Raw genomic sequence first — 19,999 nt, forward strand, 5'->3', positions numbered from 1 at the left:
TCGAATCAGCGATCGAGCCAGGTGTCCTTGAACCCGTCGTTGACGCCCACGCCGGAGGTCACCAGATCCTGGACATCGCAGCGGTAGAGGGTCGGGAAGCCAAGTTCCAGCAACCAGCCCACCGGCACGTCCTCCTGGAGGATCTCCTGGACCTCGTGGTAGAGCGCTTCGCGCTCTTCGTCGGGGAAGGCCGTGGCCGCCTCGTTGAAGAGTTCGTCGACACGCTCGTTCTCATACCCCTCGACGTTGTTCCACGGCGAGCCGCGCTCGATGTTGGTGGAGAGGTAGGTACGTGAGATGCCCAGCGCCGGATCGCCGTACTGGAAGAGGTAGGTGAAGGCGAGGTCATAGTCCCAATCGCCGAGACGCTGGTTCCAGCCGCCGACGTCGGTGGCTTCGGTGCGCACTTCGATGCCCACCTCGCGCAGGTTCTGCTGTACCGCCTCGGCCCAGCGCGTCCAGGTTTCGCCGTAGGGCAGCGGCAGCAGGCGCACCTCCTCGCCGTCATAGCCCATCTCGTCGAGCAGCTCACGGGCGCGCTCGGGATCGTGGTCGTAAGGATCGAGATCGGGATTCTGGAAGCGCGCGTTGGAGCCGAAGGCGCCCAGCGGCACGTTGCCCAGGCCGTTCCACAGCACGTCACGGGCGAACTCGCGATCCATGGCATACATCACCGCCTGGCGGAAACGCTTGTCGGCGGTGGGGCCTTCGCGGTTGTTCATCCACAGCATGGCGAAGGGGCTGAAGTACTCGTGCCCCGCCTCTGTCATGCAGGTGTTGTCGAGCTCGGAAAGACGCGGAATATCGAAGTTTTCGACGGTGCCATAGGGCAGCACGTCGACGGTGCCATTCTCGTAGGCCACGGCGCGGGAGGCACCGTCGGGGATGATGTGCCAGTTGATGCCGTCGAGATAGGGCAGGTCATCCTCGTAATAGTCGTCGTTGCGCACCAGTTGGATCACCGTGCCGCGATCCCAGTTCTCGAACTTGAACGGGCCGGTGCCGATGGGGTGGTTGTTGTGCTCGTTGTCGCGGAAATCGGTCCCCTCGTAGAGGTGCTTGGGGATCATGGTGAAGGTGCCGGCCTCAAAGGAGATCAGGAAAGGGCCGAAGGGCTCGTCGAGGGTGAATTCGACGGTGTAGTCGTCAATCGCCTCGATGGAATCGATGTGCTGAAGCACGGCACGGGCACTGGGATTGAGTTCGCGATGGAAGACATCGGCGGAGAAGACGACATCGTCGGCGGTGAACGGCTCGCCGTCGTGCCAGGTCACGTCGTCGCGCAGATGGAAAGTCCAGGTACGACCATCCTCGCTGACCTCCCAGTCCGTGGCGAGCTGCGGCATGGGCTCGAGATCGGTGGTGTAGCGCAGCAAGCCCTCATAGATATTGCCGGCCACGGTGCGCGTCGGGGCATTCTGGATCATGCCCAGCACCAGACCAGGGGGCTCGGGCTGGATGATGGTATTGATGGTGCCGCCATGGCGGGGCTCATCGGCATGAACGGCGGAGACGGTTAGTGCCGCGGCGGCAATGGCCAGGGCCAGAGGAGTTTTCATAAGGTACGTCCCTTGTTGTTGGTCTTGGTACGTCTAGTTTCTTTTGGTACGTCTTGTTGCTGTTGTACGTCGATGGCAAATCATCGGTCGTCTTTGAACATAGCAATGACTCTCTGAACTGTCGACAGTCGGTGGTCGACATGGCGCGACGATTGGCCATACTGTCATCATAGTAGTGTCATCCGCGCCTGGAGCAGGACGATGTCGATGCCAACCGATAGCCCCCCCGCAGCGCCGCGATTGCAGCAGACCAACCTGGTCGAGCAGGTGGCCGACTACCTCACTGAGGCGATCATTGCGCGCCACTTTGCCCCCGGCGTGCGGCTCTCGGAGGTGCAGCTGTCCCGCGACCTGGGCGTGAGTCGCGCACCCGTGCGCGAGGCGGCAAGGCTGCTTGAGAGTCGCGGCCTGCTGATATCGCGGCCCCGCAAGGGCTTCTTCGTGCGCGAACTCAACGGCGATGACCTGGCCGACGTCTTCGATCTCAGGCTCTGCTATGAACGCCACGCTTTCGAACTGCTGGCGGTGCGCTTCGACGAGGCTGCCCATGCCCAGCTGTCGCAGCAGGTGGAGACGATGTGCGAGCTGGCCAAGGGCAGCGATGACGGGCGCAAGATCGAGGCCGACCTGCGCTTCCATCGCCTGGTATTCGACATGGCCGGCAACCGGCGCCTGCTCAAGGCCTTCGACGACCTGTCCCACGAGCTGAGGCTGTGCATGGCGCTGAACGAGCGCACCCACGCCGAGCCCGGACGCATCGCCGCCAATCACTGGCCGCTGATCGAGGCGCTGGCGAGCGGTAAGGCGCAGCGCTGCCGCGAGGCGGTGGACTACCACATCGGCGTGGCGCGGGACTATGTGATCCAAGGACTTGGGGGCGCTTCAGGCACTGAACGCCCGATGAGCGGGGCTGGTGCAACAAGCGAGGAGGGGCGATGTTAAGCGATCAGGAACAGCAAGTACTGGCGCAGTGCGATGCCTGCCTGGAGGAGACGCTCGCCTTGACCGAGACGTTGGTGCGCGAGTACAGCGTGCTGGGTGAGGAGCAGGGCGCGCTATCGGCGATGGAGGCGGCGTTCGAGCGGCTCGAGCTACCGGTGGAACGGGTGCCCATGGATGATCCGAGCCTGCTATCGCACCCTCGGCACGCGCCGGTACCCTGGTCCGGTGCCGGACGCTACTGCCTGGTGTCGGCGCTGAACCGTGATGCCCCTGGGCGGCATCTGGTGTTCAACGGCCATCTCGACGTGGTGCCGGCAGAGCCCACCGATACCTGGACCCGTCCTCCATGGGAGCCCTGGCGGCAGGATGGCTGGCTCTACGGGCGCGGCGCTGGCGACATGAAGGCCGGGGTGGCGGCCATGATCATGGCCGTGGTCGCGGTGCGTCGTGCCGGCGTGGCGATCGAGGCGCCGCTGACGCTGCAGACGGTGATCGAGGAGGAGTGCAGCGGTAACGGCGCGCTGGCCTGCGTCAATGCGGGCCACGGCGGCGATTTCGTGCTGATCCCCGAGCCCTTCGGGCCGCGCCTCTACACTGGCCAGACCGGCGTGCTGCGCTTCAGGATTCGGGTCGACGGAGTGCCGGCGCATGTGCTCGATACCACCGCCGGCAGCGACGCCATCGAGACCATGCAGCGGCTGATTCCGGCGCTCAAGGCGTTCGAGGATGAACTCAACGCCGAGCGTGAGCCGCCCTACGACGCCTACGAGCACCCCTTCAACCTCAACATCGGCCGCTTCGAGGGCGGCAACTGGGCCTCCAGCGTGGCGGCTCATGCGGAAATCGAGGGGCGCATCGGCTTCGCGCCGGGGGTGGCGCCGGAGCAGGTCATGCAGCGCTTCGAGGCCTGCGTCGCACGCGCGCATCGTGAGCTGGCGCTACCCGGCGCGGCGCCCAACGTCGAGTTTCATGGCTTTCGCTCGCCGGGGCATCTGGTCGATCTCGAGGCGCCGGGTATCGGACTGCTCGATGAGTGCCATCGGGCACTGACTGGCCGCGCTCCTGAGCACTATTTGTCGACCTGCATCACCGACCTGTGCGCGTTTCACGTCGCAGGCGGTGTGCCCGGCACCTGCTACGGGCCGGTGGCGGAACGCATCCATGGCATCGACGAGCGGGTCGAGATCGAGTCGATCCGCGATACCCTCAAGGCCTATGCGCTGTTCGTGTGCCGCTGGCAACGCGGCTCAGGGTGACCCTGCGGGCTGCTCCCGTTGTTAGCGCGTCGGCATGGGATAGCGGCGGTCGGCCTTGCCGGCCTTGACCACCTGGCCCGGTGTCTCGTGTCCGATGAGGGGGGGCAGGCGGGCAGAGACGTCAAGCAGGGCGTCCAGGTCGACACCGGTGGACACGCCCATCTCCTCGAACATATGCACCAGATCCTCGGTGCAGACGTTGCCGGTGGCGCCGGGCGCATAGGGGCAGCCGCCGAGTCCACCCAGCGATGCATCGAAGCGAACGATGCCGGCCTGCCAGGCGGCCATGGCGTTGGCCAGGCCCATGCCGCGAGTGTTGTGGAAGTGCAGGGTGAAGGGGACCTCGGGGAAGCGCTCGAGCACCGCTTCACACAGCCTTGCGACCTGGGCCGGGTTGGCCATGCCGGTGGTATCGCACAGGCTCACGCCCTGGACCCCCAGGGTGAGCTGCTGTTCCACCAGATCGAGCACCTGCGCCTCGGGCACCTCGCCCTCGAAGGGGCAGCCGAAGCTGGTGGAGAGCGAGGCGTTGATGAAGACGTCGCGCCCCTGCGGGTGGGCGCGGACGGTGTCAATAATGGCGGCGAACTGCTCGAGGGACTGCTGCGGTGTCATGCGCAGATTGGCCACGCCGTGGGAATCGCTCGCCGACATCACCAGATTGATCTCGTCCACGCTGCAGGCCAGCGCCCGTTCGGCGCCTTTGACGTTGGGCACCAGCACGGTGATCCCTACCCCCGGTCGGCGCTGGATCCCGGTTACCACCTCGGCGGCGTCACGCAGCTGGGGGATCGCCTTGGGCGAGACGAAGCTCGTCGCCTCGATCCGCGCAAGGCCGGTGGCGGAAAGGGCGTCGATCAGGCCGATCTTGTCGGCGGTGGGCACGAACTCGGTTTCGATCTGCAGGCCGTCGCGGGGTGCCACCTCGTTGATCTGTAATGAAGACATGGGAGCTCCTTGGGGTCAGATGATGCCGGCGCTACGCAGCTTGGTGCGGGTCTCGTCATCGATGCCCAGCTCGTCGAGCACCTCGTCGGTGTGCTGGCCAAGTGCCGGGCCGCCATTGCCCAGCCGGCCCGGGGTGGCGCTGAGGCGGGGCAGAACGCCGGGAACCTTGAGCGGACGACCGTCGGGTCGGGTGATGGACTGGATCATCTCCCGGGCCAGGTAGTGCGGGTCGCTGGCAATGTCAGCAGCGGTATAGGGGAAGCCGGCGGGCACCCGGGCGGCGTCGAGTGCCGCGAGGATGTCGTCGCGGCCGAGCGTGACGCTCCAGGCTTCGATGGCGGCGTCGATCTTCGCGGCGTGTTGGCTGCGGCCATCGTTGTGGGCCAGCGCTGGATCCTCGGCCAGGTCGGCGCGGCCGATGACGTCCATCAGGCGCTTGAAGATGCTGTCGCCGTTGCCGGCAATCAGCACGAAGTCACCGTCTCGGGTGCGGTAGGCATTCGACGGGGTGATGCCGGGCAGGGCGCTGCCGCCGGGTTCGCGTACCTGGCCGGTGGCGTCGTACTCGGGCAGCAGGCTCTCCATCATGGCGAACACCGATTCGTAGAGCGCCACGTCGATCTCCTGGCCGAGTCCGCTGCGTTGGCGCTCTTGCAGTGCCAGCAGGGTGCCAATCACCGCGTACAGGGCGGAGAGGGAGTCGCCGATGCTGACCCCGACTCGCACCGAGGGCTCCCCGGGCTGGCCGGTGAGGTAGCGCAACCCACCCATGGCTTCGCCGATGACCCCGAAGCCGGGCTTGTCGCGGTAGGGGCCGGTCTGGCCGTAGCCGGAAACGCGCACCATGATCAGCCTTGGGTTGAGAGCGGCAAGCGCGTCATAGCCGAGCCCCCAGCCTTCCAGCGTGCCGGGGCGGAAGTTCTCGACCAGCACATCGGCCTCGCTGACCAGGCGGCGCACCAGGTCCTGCCCCTGGGCGGAACGCAAGTCGAGTGACACCGACCGCTTGGTGCGGCTCTGGACATGCCACCACAGCGAGGTCCCGTCCTCTATGATTCGCCATTTGCGAAGTGGGTCGCCGGTGCCGGGGGGTTCGATCTTGATCACGTCGGCGCCAAATTCACCCAGCAGCTTGGTCGCGAAGGGTCCAGCAATCAGCTGACCCAGTTCCAGCACCTTGAGGTCCTCTAGCGGGAGCTGGCGAGTCTCCGCAGTTGTCATGGCAGCACTCCTCGGCAGTTTGTGTAACAGAATGGCGCCTGGCACAGGGGGGAAACAATTAGGCGATGGGTAAGCCGGGCTTCGTCGTTGGCGAACACTTCGCTAGGATAAGGCTCTACTCACCTCCTCGAGAGTCACCATGCGCCGTTTCGACTTGGTTACCCTGAAGTTGTTCGTCTCCATCGCCGACGAGGGGCGGTTGACCGCCGCCGCCGAACGCGAACATCTGGCCTTGGCGGCGGTCAGCAAGCGCGTCCGGGACCTGGAGTCGCTGGTCGGGACCACGTTGCTCTACCGCCGTTCCCGGGGGGTGGAGCTGACTCCCGCGGGTCACGCCTTCCTGCACCATGCGCGCCGGATCCTCGAGAATATCGAGCGGCTGCAGGCGGAACTCAGCGAATACGGCGAGGGGATCAAGGGCCATGTGCGCATCCACTCCAACACCTCGGCGATCATCGCCTTTCTGCCCCAGGATCTGAGTGCCTTCTCGCGGCGCTATCCCGAGGTCAAGATCGATCTGCAGGAGCGGGTCAGCGGCGAGGTGATCGCGGCCGTGCGTGACGGCCTGACCGATGTCGGGATCTTTGCCGGGCATGTCGCCGCGCCCGAGTTGCAGGTGATGCCCTATCGCAGTGATCGACTGGTACTGATGACCCCGCGCGATCACCCCCTGGCGGGTCGCGAGACCCTCGATTTTCAGGAGGCCACCGCCTACGATTTCATCGGCCTGCAGCAGGATACCTCCCTGCAGTCACTGCTGCATGAGCAGGCGAGTCGTGGCGGGCGCAACCTGCGCATGCGCATCCAGGTGCGCAGCTTCGACGCCATCTGCCGGATGATTCACCACGGCATGGGGGTCGGCGTACTGCCCCAGCGCACCATCTACCGCGACCTGCGCGACCTCGAGCTGTGCAGCATTCCCCTGGCCGATCCCTGGGCGCGACGCGAGCTGGTGATCGGCATGCGGCGCTACGACACCCTGCCGGTGATCGCCCGTCATCTGGTCGATCACCTGGTCGGCGAGGAGGCGTGATCCCTTAAGACGTTGAAGGGCGCCCACTGCTGGCAGAGAGGAGCCACTTCCAGTCGCGTGATGTTGACGTGAGGAGGCAGTTCGGCGATCTGCACGGCCTGCACCGCCACGTCATCGGGCTGCAGAGGCTGGGTGCCACGGTAGTAGTCATCGGCCACGCCGGCATCTCCCTTCATGCGTACCAGGGTGAACTCGCTTTCGGTCATGCCCGGTGCCAGGTCGGTGACCCTCACGCCATGCGCGCTGACGTCGCAGCGCAGGTTGTAGCTGAACTGTTCGACGAAGGCCTTGGTGGCACCGTAGACATGGCCACCGGGGTAGGGCGTGCGGCCGGCAATCGAACCGATATTGATGACGGTGGCGCCGGCACCGCTCTCGATCAGGCGTGGCAGCAGCTGGCGCGTCACGCTCACCAGGCCGGTGATATTGGTCTCGATCATGCGCTGCCAGTCGCCCAGGTCTGCCTCCTGGGCGGGCCCTTTGCCCAGCGCCAGGCCGGCGTTGTTGAGTAGTGCGTGAGGGGTGGCAAATCGCTCCGGAAGGCTGTCAGTGACGCGGACGATGGCGTCTGGGTCGCTGACGTCGAGCACGGCGGTGTGAACGGGGACCTGGTCACCCAGCTCGGCGGCCAGCTCATCGAGCCGCGCCTGCCGCCTGCCGGTCAGCACCAGCGCCCAGCCGGCAGCGGCGAAACGCAGCGCACAGGCGCGGCCGATACCGGAGGTGGCACCGGTAATGAAGACGACGGGGCTGGCTTCGTGCATGGTGAAATCTCCTCAGACGTAGTCGGCCAGTGGATGGCCAGTCGCCCTCCATTGAGATGCGCGCTGATGGCGTTCGGGTATTAATCTTTAGTCGTGTCGAGACGCGCTGGTGGCGGGAAGCCTGGCTGTCATGGGGTAGGCTCTGACATCGCCATTGACGAAGGCCCCCTTCATCAACGTCGATTTGAGCGTGGCCTGCGCTTGTACCAAGATCGAGTTCACGACACGCCATCCTCAACCATAACCACAACATATAAGGGAGAGTCTGATGAAAAAATCACTGCTCGCTACCCTGATCGCTGCCGGCATGCTGGCAGCTGCCCCCCATGCCATGGCGGATACCATCGAGATCCAGGTCAACAACACCATGAGTGAAGGCGGCTCCGAGAGCGATGCCGTCGAGCGCTTTGCCGAGTATCTCGAGGAGCATGCCCCTGGCCGTTTCGATGTGCGTCCCTTCCTCGCCGGCTCTCTGGGCGGTGAGAACTCGGTGCTTGAGCTGCTCAATCTCGGCCAGACCCAGATATCGATCACCGGCGGCAACTGGCGCCAGCAGTACGCCGAGGAGTATGACGCCATTACCGTGCCGTTCGTCTTCGCGACCTGGGAGGAGGTCGATGCCTTCATGGAGAGTCCTTCTGGCCAGCGGTTGATCGAGCAGGCCGAGGAGCGAGGCGGGCTGAAGTACTTTGGCACCCAGCACCGCGGGCCGCGCCACATGACCGCCAACCAGGCGATTCACTCACCGGATGACCTCGATGGATTCCGCCTGCGTCTGCCGTCACTGCCGGTGTGGCTGGAAGTCTGGGAAGAGATCGGCGCCCAGGTCGTCAATGTGCCGGCACCCGAGATCTACCTGTCGATGCAGACCGGTCAGGTCGATGGCCATGAGAACTCGCTCTCCTCGCCTTACACTCGCCAGCTGTGGGAGGTGCAAGACCACATCATTCTCACCAGCCATGTGCAGTTCCCCTGGAACTGGGTGGCCAGCAGCCAGTGGTGGGACGGTCTCGACGCTGAAGACCAGGAGGTCATTACCGAGGCGATCCATGTCGCCCGCGAGTACGGTACCGAGCGCGAACGCGAACTCGATGAGTACTACCTGGAGCAGCTCGAGGAACGGGGCATGACCATTATCGAGCCCGATATCGATGCCTTCCGCGATGCCGCCATGCCGGCCATCGAGCGACTGCTCGAAGAGATGGCCGATGGGGTGATGGACGATGCCCTCGGCGATGATGCCTGACGCGTTTTCGTCATGACCGGCAACAGCGGCGACCCTACGGGGCGCCGCTGTTGCATTGTGAACAACCTCTGAGGAGGAGTCTGCCGTGTCCCGTTCTCCAACGCCGCCCGCCGCCACCGTGGACCGGGTGGCCTTTTATCTTCTGCGGGGGCTGACCTTGGGTTGCGATCTCCTGGGGGTGCTGCTGCTGGCGGGTGTATTGCTGCTGCTCTCGGGCGCCGTGGTGGCTCGCGATCTGCTCGGTCTGGGGATGCCCTGGTCCGAGGAGGTTGCCTCGCTGCTGGCTATCTATGCGATCGGATTCGGCTCGCTCTCTGCCTGGGTGCGTGGCGAACATCTGGTGGTGGATCTCTTCAGCCACCGACTCTCCGGCGTGTCTCGGGGCTTGCAGTATCGGCTCGTGGCGCTGCTTTCCTGCGGCTTCTTCGTGCTCGCCGCCTGGGGGGCCTGGATCATGATGGGCGCCAGCGCCAACAACCGCACCGTGTCGCTGGGGATCAGTTTTAGCTATCTCTACCTGGGCATCCTGATTGGCTTCGCCGGTATGACGGTGCTCTCCGCCTGGCAGGTACTGAGAGGGCCGGTCGAGTGGCGACCCGTGGCGGACATGAACGAGGAGGGTGCCTGATGCTCGAGCTGGTGATCTTTGTCGGCGCCCTGTTGCTGTTGATGGCCATTGGCCTACCGGTCGTCGTGGCGATCGGGATTACCTCCTTCATTGCCCTGGCAGTGACCAGTGCCACGGGGTTGTCGGTGGAACTGATGTCGCTGCGCATGGTGCAGACCCTGAATAACTATACCTTGCTGGCGATACCGCTGTTCATCCTGGCGGCCAATATCATGAATTCGGGCTCGACCACCTCGCGGATCTTCGACTTTGCTACTGCCCTGGTCGGTTTTACCAAAGGCGGGCTGGGGCACGCCAATGTGGTGGCCAGTTCGCTGTTCGCCACCATGTCGGGTACCGCGGTAGCGGATGCCGCAGGTCTTGGCAGCGTCGAGATCAAGGCGATGAAGGAGCGCGGCTACGATCTGGGCTATTCGGCGGGGATCACCGCGGCGTCCAGCGTGATCGGTCCGATCCTGCCCCCCTCGATTGCCCTGGTGGTATATGGCTGGCTGGCCAATGTCAGCATCGGGGCGCTGTTCATGGCCGGCCTGGTGCCGGGTGTCCTGATGGCGTTGATGCTGATGGGGTTGACCGTAGGGTTGGCGGCCACCAATCGGGTCAAGATGCCGGCACCGACACCCTTCTCGGGCAGCGAGGTGGTGCGTACCGGGCGTCGGGCGATTCTGCCGTTGGTGATGCCGGCGATCATCGTCGGCGGTATCTGGAGCGGTTTCTTCTCGCCCACTGAAGCCGGTGCAGTGGCCTCGCTCTATGCGCTGATCCTTGGCGGCTTGATTTACCGCGACCTGAGTCTGCTCGATGTCTATCGTGCCTTCCGCCGCACGCTGATGTTCAGCGCGGCGATCCTGCTGATTATCGCGGTATCGAGCTTCTATGGCTGGCTGCTGGTGCGGATAGGCATTCCGCAGGCGTTGGCCGGTGAGGTGGCCGGGCTGGAGGTGTCGACCCTGGTGCTGCTGCTGGGCTTTGCGCTGTTCTTCCTGCTGATCGGCTGTTTCATGTCGGTGATCGAGAGCATCCTGATCTTCACGCCGATCGTGGTGCCGGCGGCGTTGGCGGCGGGGCTCGATCCGTTGCACTTCGGTATCGTGATGGTCATTACCCTCTCGGTGGGTGTGGTGACCCCTCCCTTCGGCACGGTGCTGTTCCTGATGGTGGGGATTACCCGGCTACGCTATGGTCAGGTAGTCATGTCGGTGCTGCCCTTTCTGGTGCCGATTTTCACCACCATCCTGGTCCTGATCGCGTTTCCCGGACTGGTGACTTGGTTACCGGCGCGATTGGGCTATTGACGAGCGACGTATATGCAACTCTATTACCACCCTGATCAGGCACGCCACGCGCCGCCCAGCTTTCTTCTGCGCGGCCGTGCCGTGGCCTCCCCGGAGGGGCCGGTACGCGCCGAGCTGCTGTCAGCGGGTGTGGCGGAGTGTGGATTTACCCTGTCGGTTCCCGCTGCGGGGGATGGCGAGCGCCTGCGCGAGCGGCTCGCGCGGGTGCACTCGCCACGCTATCTCGAGTTCCTCGAGACCATTCATGCCCGCTGGCAGGCGCTGCCGGATGCCGCCGAGATCGTTGCGCCCAACGTGCACCCGTGCGGCGGCGGCCACCACTACCCACGCCATGCGGTGGGGCAGGTTGGCTGGCACATGCACGACATGGCCTGTCCGATGACCGCGGAGAGTTTCACCGGCATCCTGGCCAGTGCTGCCACCGCCGAGGCCGCCGCCGAGTCGGTACTGGCAGGCCAGCGCCACGCCTATGCGCTGTGCCGTCCCCCGGGTCATCACGCCGGGCCGGAGCGGGCCGGCGGCTTCTGCTTCCTGAACAATTCGGCGCTGGCCGCTACGGTGCTGCGCGAACAGCATGCGCGGGTGGCGATTCTCGACGTCGACCTGCATCATGGCAACGGCACCCAGGATATCTTCTACGCCCGGGGCGATGTCTGGACTGGCTCGCTGCACGCTGACCCGGCAGATTTCTATCCGTTCTTCTGGGGCGGGGCCGACGAAACCGGTGACGGCGAAGGGGTTGGCGCCAACCTCAATATTCCGCTGGCGTTGGGCAGCGACGGGGCTGCCTTCATGGCGGCGCTGGAACGCCTTATCGACGCGATGCAGGCGTTTCGGCCCACCGCGCTGGTGGTGGCATTGGGGCTCGACGCCCACAAGGCCGATCCGCTGGCCGGTCTGATGCTGGAGACCGAGGACTTCACGCCCCTGGGGCAGCGGCTGGCAGCCATCGACCTGCCGACGGTGATCGTCCAGGAGGGGGGCTACCCGACCGAATGGCTGGCGGCCAACCTGGCCGCGTTCATGCGCGGCTACTGCCAGTCCTGATCGTTGTTTCACCTGGTTGGCCTCGTTGGTCAACCCATCATGAGAGAGCGTCACCTATGAGCATCCAGTATCACGACAGCAATACCCGCATGAGTCAGGCCGCCGTGCACAACGGTACCGTCTACCTGGCCGGCCAGGTGCCGGACGATGCCAGCGCCGATATGCGCGGTCAGACCGAGCAGGTATTGGCCAAGATCGAGCGTCTGCTGGCCGCCGCCGGCTCCTCCAAGGAGCAGCTGCTCAGCGCCCAGATCTGGGTGACCAGCATGGCCGAGTTCGATCAGATGAATGCCGCCTGGGACGCCTGGGTCGTGCCCGGACGCCCGCCGGTGCGTGCTGCCGTCGAGGCCAAACTGGCCAAGCCCGAATGGAAGGTCGAGATCATGGTCACGGCGGCGATTCCGGAGGCGTAACATGCGCGTGGTATCGGCCGAAGAGGTAGCCGCGTCGCTGCCGTGGCAGGCGCTGGTGGAGCGCCTGGGGCAAACCTTTCGTGACGGTGTGGAATCTCCGCCACGTCACCACCACGCCATGCAGCGCCCCGACGGAGAGGCGACGCTGCTGCTGATGCCGGCCTGGGAGAAGGCCGGCTACATCGGGGTCAAGATGGTCAACGTCTTTCCCCAGAATGCCGACCATGGCCTGCCCGCTATCGCCGGGGTCTATCTGCTCAGCGAGGGGGCACACGGACGCCCGCTGGCGTGCCTTGACGGTAGCGAGCTGACCCGGCGACGCACCGCGGCGGCGTCGGCACTGGCGGCCCGCGAGCTGGCCCGTGACGATGCCGAGACCCTGCTGGTGGTGGGGACCGGAAAGCTGGCACCGATGGTGATCGAGGCGCATGCCGCAGTACGCCCGATCAAGCGCGTGCGGATATGGGGGCGCAACGTCGACAAGGCCGAACGCTTGGCGGCCGAGTATGCCGGGCGCTTCGAGACCGCCGCGGTCACTGACCTCGAGGCGGCCACCCGCGAGGCGGATATCGTCAGCTGCGTAACGCTGTCGAGCGAGCCGCTGATCCGCGGCGCCTGGCTCACTCCCGGCACCCATCTCGACCTGATCGGCGCCTTTCGCCCGAGCATGCGCGAGACCGACGCCGACTGCCTGGCGCGCAGCGAGGTGTTCGTCGACACCTACGCCGGGGCCAAGGGCGAGGCGGGCGATATTCTCCAGGCCATCGACGAGGGGCGTTTCCAGCTCGATGCCATCGGCGCCGAGCTGGCAGAGCTGCTGCGCGGTGAGAAGCCGGGGCGCAGCAGCGACCAGGCGATCACCCTGTTCAAGTCGGTGGGTGCTTCGCTGGAGGACCTGGCGGCGGCCATTGAGGTATGGGAACAGCTCGAGGGGCGCGGATGACGCGGCCCACCGGCTTCTTCTGGCATGAGCGCTGTTTCTGGCACGACCCCGGTGCGATCGGTGTGTTTTCTGCGCCGGGGGCGTTTCTGCAGCCGCAGCCGGCCTCGGAAAGCCCCGAGAGCAAGCGGCGTCTGAAGAACCTGCTCGAAGTCTCAGGATTGATCGATGAACTGGCGGTTCGCAAGCCGCTGCCAGCGAGCCGCCAGGACCTCGAGCATTTTCACACCGCTCGCTATCTCGACGCGCTGGAACGCGGCGATGCTGCACGCGGCGGCGATGCCGGCGAGGCCGCGCCTTATTCGTACGGCAGTCTGGGGGCGGCCCGCCAAGCGGTGGGGTTGGCCATTGCCGCGGTCGACGCGGTGGCCAGCGGCGAGCTGACCAATGCCTATGCGCTGTGCCGGCCACCGGGGCACCACGCCGAGCCGGATCGCGGGCGTGGCTTCTGCCTGCTGGGCAATATCCCGGTGGCGGTGATGCGTGCCCGAGCCGAGGGACGACTCGGGCGGGTGGCGATTCTGGATTGGGATGTTCACCACGGCAACGGCCAGCAGGTTGCCTTCTACGACGATCCAGACGTGCTGACCATTTCGCTGCACCAGGCTGCCAATTACCCCCTCGAGAGTGGCGGTTTCGACGAGCGGGGTGTCGGGCCAGGGGTAGGCGCCAATCTCAATCTGCCGCTGCCGCCGGGCTGTGGGATCGGCGCCTACGACTACGCCATGCGTGAGTTAGTGGTGCCGGCCCTCGAGGCCTTTGCCCCCGAGCTGATCGTGGTGGCGTGTGGCTATGACGCCGGCGCCAAGGATCCGCTGGGCAAGATGCTGCTCAACAGTGCAGCCTTCGCGGCGATGACGAACCAGGTCATGGCGGTGGCAGGTCGCGTCTGCGAGGGGCGCCTGGTGATGGCTCACGAAGGGGGCTATTCGGAAGGCTATGTGCCGCTGTGCGGGCATGCCGTGATCCAGACGCTGGCCGGCAGCCGGATCGGCGTGGCCGACCCGCAGAATGACGAAATCGCCGCCTGGGGGTATCAGGCGCTCCAACCTCACCAGCAGGCGCTGATCGACGACTGGCGGCGCCAGGCGATAACGCAGTAGGCTGGTGGCAGCAAGGCATATCACTATAACAACCAGTGTCGGGGAGAGACGTCGTGGAGATTGCGGTGATCGGAGCCGGGGTGGTGGGTGTGACCACCGCGCACGCGCTGCAGCAGCGCGGTCACCGGGTCACGGTGGTAGAGAGTCACGCTGCCGCCGGGCTCGAAACCAGCCGCGCCAATGCCGGCCAACGCAGCTATGGCTATGTTTACCCCTGGGCCTCGCCGGCCATGCTCAAGAAGGCCTTGCCGTGGTTGGTCAAGCGTGACGGGCCACTCAAGCTGCAGCTGCCGCCATCGCGGGATACCCTGCGCTTTCTGGCGGCGACCTGGCGGTTTGCCCAGGCGCCCGGCCTGTTCGAGGCCAACAAGCGTGCCATGCTGCGCCTTGGTGCCTACAGTCGGCAATGTTTCCAGGCCCTGGAAGACGATGCGACGCTGGCCTTCGACGGTGGCCACGGCGGACTGATCGATCTCGCCAGCGACGTCGAGTCGCTCAAGGGGCTGCAGGTCAACGCTGGGCTGCTGGACGAGATGGGTATCGAGCATCAGTTGCTGACCGCCGCTGAGGTTGCCGAGCACGAGCCGGCCCTTGCCCACAGCCAGCCGCTGGTGGGGGGGATCTGGTTGCCTGGTGACGGCACCGGCGACTGCTACCGTTTCACCCAGGCGCTGGCGGCGGTCTGCCAGGCCCGCGGGGTACGCTTCCTGTTCGATACCCAGGTGACCGGCGCGCAGCGTGATCAGGGGGGGCATCTGCGAGCGCTGACGCTGGCCGCCAACGACGGCGAGGCGCTTGAGCCGTTGGCCGCCGACGCCTTCGTGCTCTGCGCCGGTACTGCCTCGCATCGACTCGGGGAGCTGTTTGGTGCCCGCCTGCCGATCTATCCGGTCAAGGGGTATTCGCTCACCATGCCGCTGCGCGATGCGTCGCGGGCACCCCGCTCGACGGTGATCGATGATCGCCATAAAGTCGTGGTTACGCGGCTTGGCGAGCGTCTACGGGTCACCGGCTTTGTCGAGCTGGCGGGGCATGATCGTGAGATCCCGAGCCAGCGGCTGGCGACGCTGCGTCACGCCTTGGCGTCGCGTTTCGACGGGGCCGCCGATTTCGATGCCGCAGAGCCTTGGACCGGGTTCCGACCGATGACCCCGGACGGGCCGCCGGTGATCGGCGAAGGCAAGCGCAACAACCTGTTTCTCAATACTGGCCACGGCACCTTCGGCTGGACGCTTTCAGCGGCCAGCGCCCAGTTGATCGCCCAACTGATCGATGGCGATAAACCGGCGCTGGCACTTGAGGCGTTTCGCCCCGGGCGCTTCGGCTAACGGCTCATTCATTTGGCAAGGACGCGACCATGACGCCCCTTTACGACCGCGACGGATGGATCTGGCAGGACGGTGAATGGTTGGCCTGGCGCGAGGCTACTACCCATCTGTTGAGCCACACCCTGCACTACGGCATGGGCTGCTTCGAGGGCGTGCGCGCCTACGCAGGCGCAAAGGGGACCCATCTGTTCCGGGCCGCCGAGCATACGCGCCGTCTGCTGGACAGCGCCCACTCGCTGGATATGCCGCTGGCCTGGGACGCCGCAACGCTGATCGAGGCACAGCGCGAGTGTCTGCAACGCAACCAGCTCAGCAATGCCTACCTGAAGCCGACGGTGTTCTTTGGCGCCGAGGGATTGGGGTTGCGTGCCAAGGGCTTGACCACCCACGTGATGATCGCCGCCTGGGATCTTGGCGACTACCTCGACCCGCGCGCTGCGCGCGTCGGTCTGCGGGCGTTGACCTCCTCCTGGGCACGCCACCACGTCAATATCAGCCTGTGTCGCGCCAAGACCAACGGCCACTACGTCAACTCGATTCTGGCGCTGAATACCGCGGTCAAGGCGGGCTTCGACGAGACCATCATGCTCGACCCGGAGGGTTATGTCGCCGAGGCCTCCGCGGCCAATGTCTTCCTGCTGCGCGATGGCGTACTGCACACCCCGGAGGTCACCTCCTGCCTGCAGGGCATCACCCGCGACAGCGTGATTCAGCTGGCGCGCCGCGAGCTGGGCCTGGAGGTAGGCGAGCGGCGCATCACCCGCGACGAGCTATATACCGCCGACGAGGCCTTTCTCACCGGTACCGCTGCGGAGATCCTGCCGCTGCGTGAGCTCGACGGACGGCGCATTGGCGCCCGTGGCGCCGATGCCAACCAGGCCCTTGAGGAGATCGACCCGGAGAGCGTGACGGCGCGCCTGCAGGGGCTCTATCGACGCCTTACGCGGGGCGAGCTGGCTGGCTACGAGGCGTGGCTGACACCGGTCACACAGAGCCAGTAGCCGTCCAAAGAAAACGCCATGAAGCCCGACGCTTCATGGCGTATTCCCTCCTCCCTGGGCACCGTCCGGGTGCCATGGCCGTGGCCATTTCCTGTTGGCGCTCCCTGCGCCGTCGCATCCTTGACGAGGTAGAAGCAGTGTCCGTTGCGCCCACCCAACCCGTTATAGGCCGGTTAGATGACAGTCTAGTCACGATTGCGTGAACTTGCCTTGTCACTGAGCAAGTCAGCGGGCAAATGCTGCTCCAGTGCGCTGAGCAGGCCACGTAGCAGCGAAAGCTCGCGACGCGAGGGTTGGGCGCGGGCGAATAGCGCTTGCAGCTGCTGCTCAGTGTTGGCATGGGGCTGGGTCAGGAAACCGCTGGTGGTCATGACCCGCGAGAGATGCGCCTGAAAATGGCCGACTTGCTCGCGGGTCGGTAGCGCAGCCTGAGGCGGAAGCTGGTAGCGATAATCTCCCGCAGGATGGCGCCGCCAGGCGCGATGCACCTCATAGGCCAGCACCTGCACCGCTTGGGAGAGATTGAGGATGCCGTAGTCAGGATTGGCCGGGATGCTGACCTGATGACTGCATAGCCGAATCTCGCCGTTGGTCAGCCCCGAGCGCTCGCGGCCGAAGACCAGTGCTACCGGCGCCTGGCGAGCGTGCTCAACCACTGCCCCGGCCATGGCGTCGGGTTCATCGTAGTGGGGGAGCGGCAGGCTGCGCAGACGGGCGCTGGCACCGACCACCTGTACGCAGTCGCCAAGCGTTTCGCTCAGCTCGTCGACCACCCGGGCGCCGTCGAGTACATCCTCGGCGCCTGCGGCCAGCCGCGAAGCGTCCGGGTCGGGGTAGCAGCGCGGCCGGACCAGCACCAGGTCGCTTAGCCCCATGGTCTTCATGGCGCGGGCGGCCTGGCCGATGTTGCCGGGATGAAAGGTCTGGACGAGGACGATGCGGATATTGGAGAGCATGGAAGACAAGACGTTAGAGGGAAGATTAAAGACCGGCACTTCGTGCCTGAAAGACGTCATTCTACACTGCTTGGTCTTCCTACTTCCCACAAAATAAAACCCCGCCGGCTGTCACCGGCGGGGTCTGTCTCAGGCAGTGCCTGGGGCGGGGGGCTGGCTTACATCATGCCGCCCATGCCACCCATGCCGCCCATGTCTGGGGCGCCACCGGCCTCTTTCTCGTCCGGGTCATCGGCGATCATGGCTTCGGTGGTGATCATCAGACCTGCCACGGAACCGGCTGACTGCAGCGCAGAGCGGGTTACCTTGGCCGGGTCCAGCACACCCATCTCGAACAGGTCACCGTACTCGCCGGTCTGGGCGTTGTAGCCGAAGTTGCCTTCACCGTCCTTGACCTTGTTGAGGATCACGGAGGCTTCCTGGCCGGCGTTGGTGACGATCTGACGCAGCGGGGCTTCCATGGCACGCAGCGCGATGGCGATGCCGTGGGTCTGGTCCTCGTTGTCGCCCTTGAGGTCCTTGATGTTGGTCAGGACGCGCACCAGGGCAGTACCGCCGCCAGGCACCACGCCTTCCTCGACCGCGGCACGGGTGGAGTGAAGGGCGTCTTCGACGCGGGCCTTCTTCTCCTTCATTTCAATCTCGGTCGCGGCACCGACACGGATCACGGCGACACCGCCAGCCAGCTTGGCGACACGCTCCTGGAGCTTCTCACGATCATAGTCGGAGGAGGTGTCTTCGATCTGGGTGCGGATCTGGCCGACGCGAGCTTCAATGTCAGCCTCGTTGCCGGAACCATCGATGATGGTGGTGTTTTCCTTGGACATGGTGATGCGCTTGGCGCTGCCCAGGTGATCCAGGGTGGCCTGTTCGAGGGTCAGACCCACTTCCTCGGAGATCACGGTGCCGTTGGTCAGGATCGCGATGTCCTGCAGCATGGCCTTGCGACGATCACCGAAGCCAGGTGCCTTGGCGGCAGCTACCTTGACGATGCCACGCATGGTGTTGACCACCAGGGTTGCCAGGGCTTCGCCTTCGATGTCCTCGGCGATGATGGCCAGCGGCTTGCCAGCCTTGGCGACGGCTTCCAGCACCGGCAGCAGTTCGCGGATGTTGGAAATCTTCTTGTCGACCAGCAGCAGGTACGGGTCTTCCAGTTCCACCGCCATGGTGTCCTGGTTGGTCACGAAGTAGGGCGACAGATAGCCACGGTCGAACTGCATGCCTTCGACGACTTCCAGCTCGTCTTCGAAGCCACGGCCTTCGTCGACGGTGATCACGCCTTCCTTGCCGACTTTCTCCATGGCATCGGCAATGATCTCGCCGATGCGCGAGTCGCCGTTGGCGGAGATGGTGCCGACCTGAGCGATGGCCTTGGCGTCGGTGCAGGGTACCGCCAGGGATTCGATTTCCTTGACCGCGGCGATGACTGCTTGATCGATGCCACGCTTGAGGTCCATCGGGTTCATGCCGGCAGTAACGCCCTTCATGCCCTCGTTGACGATGGACTGCGCCAGCACGGTGGCGGTGGTGGTGCCGTCGCCTGCCACGTCAGAGGTCTTGGAAGCGACTTCCTTGACCATCTGGGCACCCATGTTCTCGAACTTGTCCTTGAGCTCGATTTCCTTGGCCACGGATACACCGTCTTTGGTGACGGTCGGCGCACCGAAGGACTTTTCGATTACCACATTGCGTCCCTTGGGGCCCAGGGTCGCCTTGACGGCGTTGGCCAGGACGTCAACGCCTCGCGCCATGCGCTTGCGGGCATCATCGGAGAATTTGATCTGTTTCGCTGACATTGTTAACGCTTCCTAATCTGAGTTCGTGAATCTAGCGCAGTGCAGTAACGGGTATGGGCTTAGCCTTCAACCACGGCGAGAATGTCGGACTCGCTCATGATCAGGACTTCTTCGCCGTCGATCTTCTGCTTCTCGACGCCAAAGCCATCCTTGAAGATCACCGTGTCGCCGACCTTGACGTCCAGCGGACGCACTTCGCCGTTGTCGAGAATCCGGCCGTTACCGACGGCGAGGATTTCGCCACGAGTCGGCTTTTCCTGGGCATTGCCCGGGAGCACGATGCCGCCAGCAGTTTTCTGTTCTTCTTCGACGCGACGGACGACGACGCGATCGTGCAAGGGACGGATGTTCATTGCTCACGTTCTCCTGATGGTTTGCTGTGTCGTGATTGTGCACGACGGGTCCATAACAGCTCCGGAAGCGAACTCCCGGGAAGGCGGATGCCTTCATGTCATTGGTGCCGAGGTGGCCTCGGCAACCGAAGCTCGGCTACTAGCCCCAACAGTGGGGGCTGGAGGAA

Annotated in this window: 19 protein-coding genes; 12 read left to right on the top strand and 7 right to left on the bottom strand. The window is 65.0% G+C overall.

What is annotated here, in order from left to right; all coding sequences use genetic code 11:
• Positions 1–5: 5 nt before the first annotated feature.
• Positions 6–1,559, bottom strand: a complete 1,554-nt coding sequence (locus BLT16_RS08660; protein ID WP_089658143.1) for an ABC transporter substrate-binding protein — start codon at positions 1,557–1,559, stop codon at positions 6–8.
• 201 nt (positions 1,560–1,760) lie between these two features.
• Between BLT16_RS08660 and BLT16_RS08665 the strand changes: the two genes are divergently transcribed.
• Positions 1,761–2,501, top strand: coding sequence for a GntR family transcriptional regulator (locus BLT16_RS08665; RefSeq protein ID WP_089658144.1), 741 nt, complete (start codon positions 1,761–1,763; stop codon positions 2,499–2,501).
• Entirely contained in the window at positions 2,495–3,757 is a 1,263-nt protein-coding gene (locus tag BLT16_RS08670) for an ArgE/DapE family deacylase (RefSeq protein WP_089658145.1), read from the top strand. The genes BLT16_RS08665 and BLT16_RS08670 overlap by 7 nt, the downstream gene beginning before the upstream one ends.
• A gap of 21 nt (positions 3,758–3,778) precedes the next feature.
• On the opposite strand, the gene BLT16_RS08675 is transcribed toward BLT16_RS08670, so the two are convergent.
• The gene (locus BLT16_RS08675; RefSeq protein WP_089658146.1) at positions 3,779–4,705 is read right to left on the bottom strand and encodes a hydroxymethylglutaryl-CoA lyase; all 927 of its coding nucleotides are present in this window, start codon (positions 4,703–4,705) and stop codon (positions 3,779–3,781) included.
• Between the two features lie 15 nt (positions 4,706–4,720).
• A complete protein-coding gene (locus tag BLT16_RS08680) occupies positions 4,721–5,926 on the bottom strand; it encodes a CaiB/BaiF CoA transferase family protein (RefSeq protein WP_089658147.1) in 1,206 nt (401 codons plus the stop codon).
• A gap of 139 nt (positions 5,927–6,065) precedes the next feature.
• Here BLT16_RS08680 and BLT16_RS08685 point away from each other — a divergent pair, with 139 nt between their 5' ends.
• Positions 6,066–6,959, top strand: coding sequence for a LysR family transcriptional regulator (locus BLT16_RS08685; protein WP_089658148.1), 894 nt, complete (start codon positions 6,066–6,068; stop codon positions 6,957–6,959).
• Here BLT16_RS08685 and BLT16_RS08690 read toward each other — a convergent pair.
• Positions 6,935–7,723, bottom strand: a complete 789-nt coding sequence (locus BLT16_RS08690; protein WP_089658149.1) for an SDR family NAD(P)-dependent oxidoreductase — start codon at positions 7,721–7,723, stop codon at positions 6,935–6,937. The genes BLT16_RS08685 and BLT16_RS08690 overlap by 25 nt on opposite strands.
• 268 nt (positions 7,724–7,991) lie before the next feature.
• Between BLT16_RS08690 and BLT16_RS08695 the strand changes: the two genes are divergently transcribed.
• The 9 genes from BLT16_RS08695 (at position 7,992) to BLT16_RS08735 (ending at position 16,724) form a co-directional block, all read left to right on the top strand.
• On the top strand, positions 7,992–8,969 hold the full coding sequence (locus BLT16_RS08695; RefSeq protein WP_089658150.1) for a TRAP transporter substrate-binding protein: 978 nt from the start codon (positions 7,992–7,994) through the stop codon (positions 8,967–8,969).
• Positions 8,970–9,054: 85 nt separating this feature from the next.
• On the top strand, positions 9,055–9,597 hold the full coding sequence (locus BLT16_RS08700) for a TRAP transporter small permease (RefSeq protein ID WP_089658151.1): 543 nt from the start codon (positions 9,055–9,057) through the stop codon (positions 9,595–9,597).
• Entirely contained in the window at positions 9,597–10,892 is a 1,296-nt protein-coding gene (locus tag BLT16_RS08705; protein ID WP_089658152.1) for a TRAP transporter large permease, read from the top strand. The genes BLT16_RS08700 and BLT16_RS08705 overlap by 1 nt, the downstream gene beginning before the upstream one ends.
• Before the next feature lie 12 nt (positions 10,893–10,904).
• Complete coding sequence (locus BLT16_RS08710) at positions 10,905–11,939, top strand: histone deacetylase family protein (RefSeq protein WP_089658153.1); 1,035 nt, start codon at positions 10,905–10,907, stop codon at positions 11,937–11,939.
• A gap of 56 nt (positions 11,940–11,995) precedes the next feature.
• Positions 11,996–12,352: a RidA family protein gene (locus tag BLT16_RS08715; protein ID WP_089658154.1), complete on the top strand. Its 357-nt coding sequence runs from the start codon at positions 11,996–11,998 to the stop codon at positions 12,350–12,352.
• A gap of 1 nt (position 12,353) precedes the next feature.
• Positions 12,354–13,295, top strand: coding sequence for a bifunctional Delta(1)-pyrroline-2-carboxylate/Delta(1)-piperideine-2-carboxylate reductase (gene lhpI / locus BLT16_RS08720; RefSeq protein ID WP_089658155.1), 942 nt, complete (start codon positions 12,354–12,356; stop codon positions 13,293–13,295).
• Complete coding sequence (locus tag BLT16_RS08725; RefSeq protein ID WP_089658156.1) at positions 13,292–14,395, top strand: class II histone deacetylase; 1,104 nt, start codon at positions 13,292–13,294, stop codon at positions 14,393–14,395. Before lhpI ends, BLT16_RS08725 begins: the two co-directional genes overlap by 4 nt.
• Positions 14,396–14,448: 53 nt before the next feature.
• Complete coding sequence (locus tag BLT16_RS08730) at positions 14,449–15,723, top strand: D-amino acid dehydrogenase (RefSeq protein WP_089658157.1); 1,275 nt, start codon at positions 14,449–14,451, stop codon at positions 15,721–15,723.
• Positions 15,724–15,752: 29 nt separating this feature from the next.
• The gene (locus BLT16_RS08735; protein WP_089658158.1) at positions 15,753–16,724 is read left to right on the top strand and encodes a branched-chain amino acid transaminase; all 972 of its coding nucleotides are present in this window, start codon (positions 15,753–15,755) and stop codon (positions 16,722–16,724) included.
• A gap of 185 nt (positions 16,725–16,909) precedes the next feature.
• Here the strand turns inward: BLT16_RS08735 and BLT16_RS08740 are convergent, their stop codons facing one another.
• From BLT16_RS08740 to BLT16_RS08750, 3 genes are all read right to left on the bottom strand, one after another.
• The gene (locus tag BLT16_RS08740; protein ID WP_089658159.1) at positions 16,910–17,680 is read right to left on the bottom strand and encodes an RNA methyltransferase; all 771 of its coding nucleotides are present in this window, start codon (positions 17,678–17,680) and stop codon (positions 16,910–16,912) included.
• A 158-nt stretch (positions 17,681–17,838) separates the two neighbouring features.
• Positions 17,839–19,479 (bottom strand): chaperonin GroEL, encoded by a 1,641-nt coding sequence (groL, locus tag BLT16_RS08745; RefSeq protein WP_089658160.1) that lies wholly within the window; start codon positions 19,477–19,479, stop codon positions 17,839–17,841.
• Positions 19,480–19,538: 59 nt separating this feature from the next.
• On the bottom strand, positions 19,539–19,832 hold the full coding sequence (locus BLT16_RS08750) for a co-chaperone GroES (RefSeq protein ID WP_089658161.1): 294 nt from the start codon (positions 19,830–19,832) through the stop codon (positions 19,539–19,541).
• Positions 19,833–19,999: the final 167 nt, after the last annotated feature.

The organism is Franzmannia pantelleriensis (assembly GCF_900102875.1).
Classification (GTDB): Bacteria; Pseudomonadota; Gammaproteobacteria; order Pseudomonadales; family Halomonadaceae; genus Franzmannia; species Franzmannia pantelleriensis.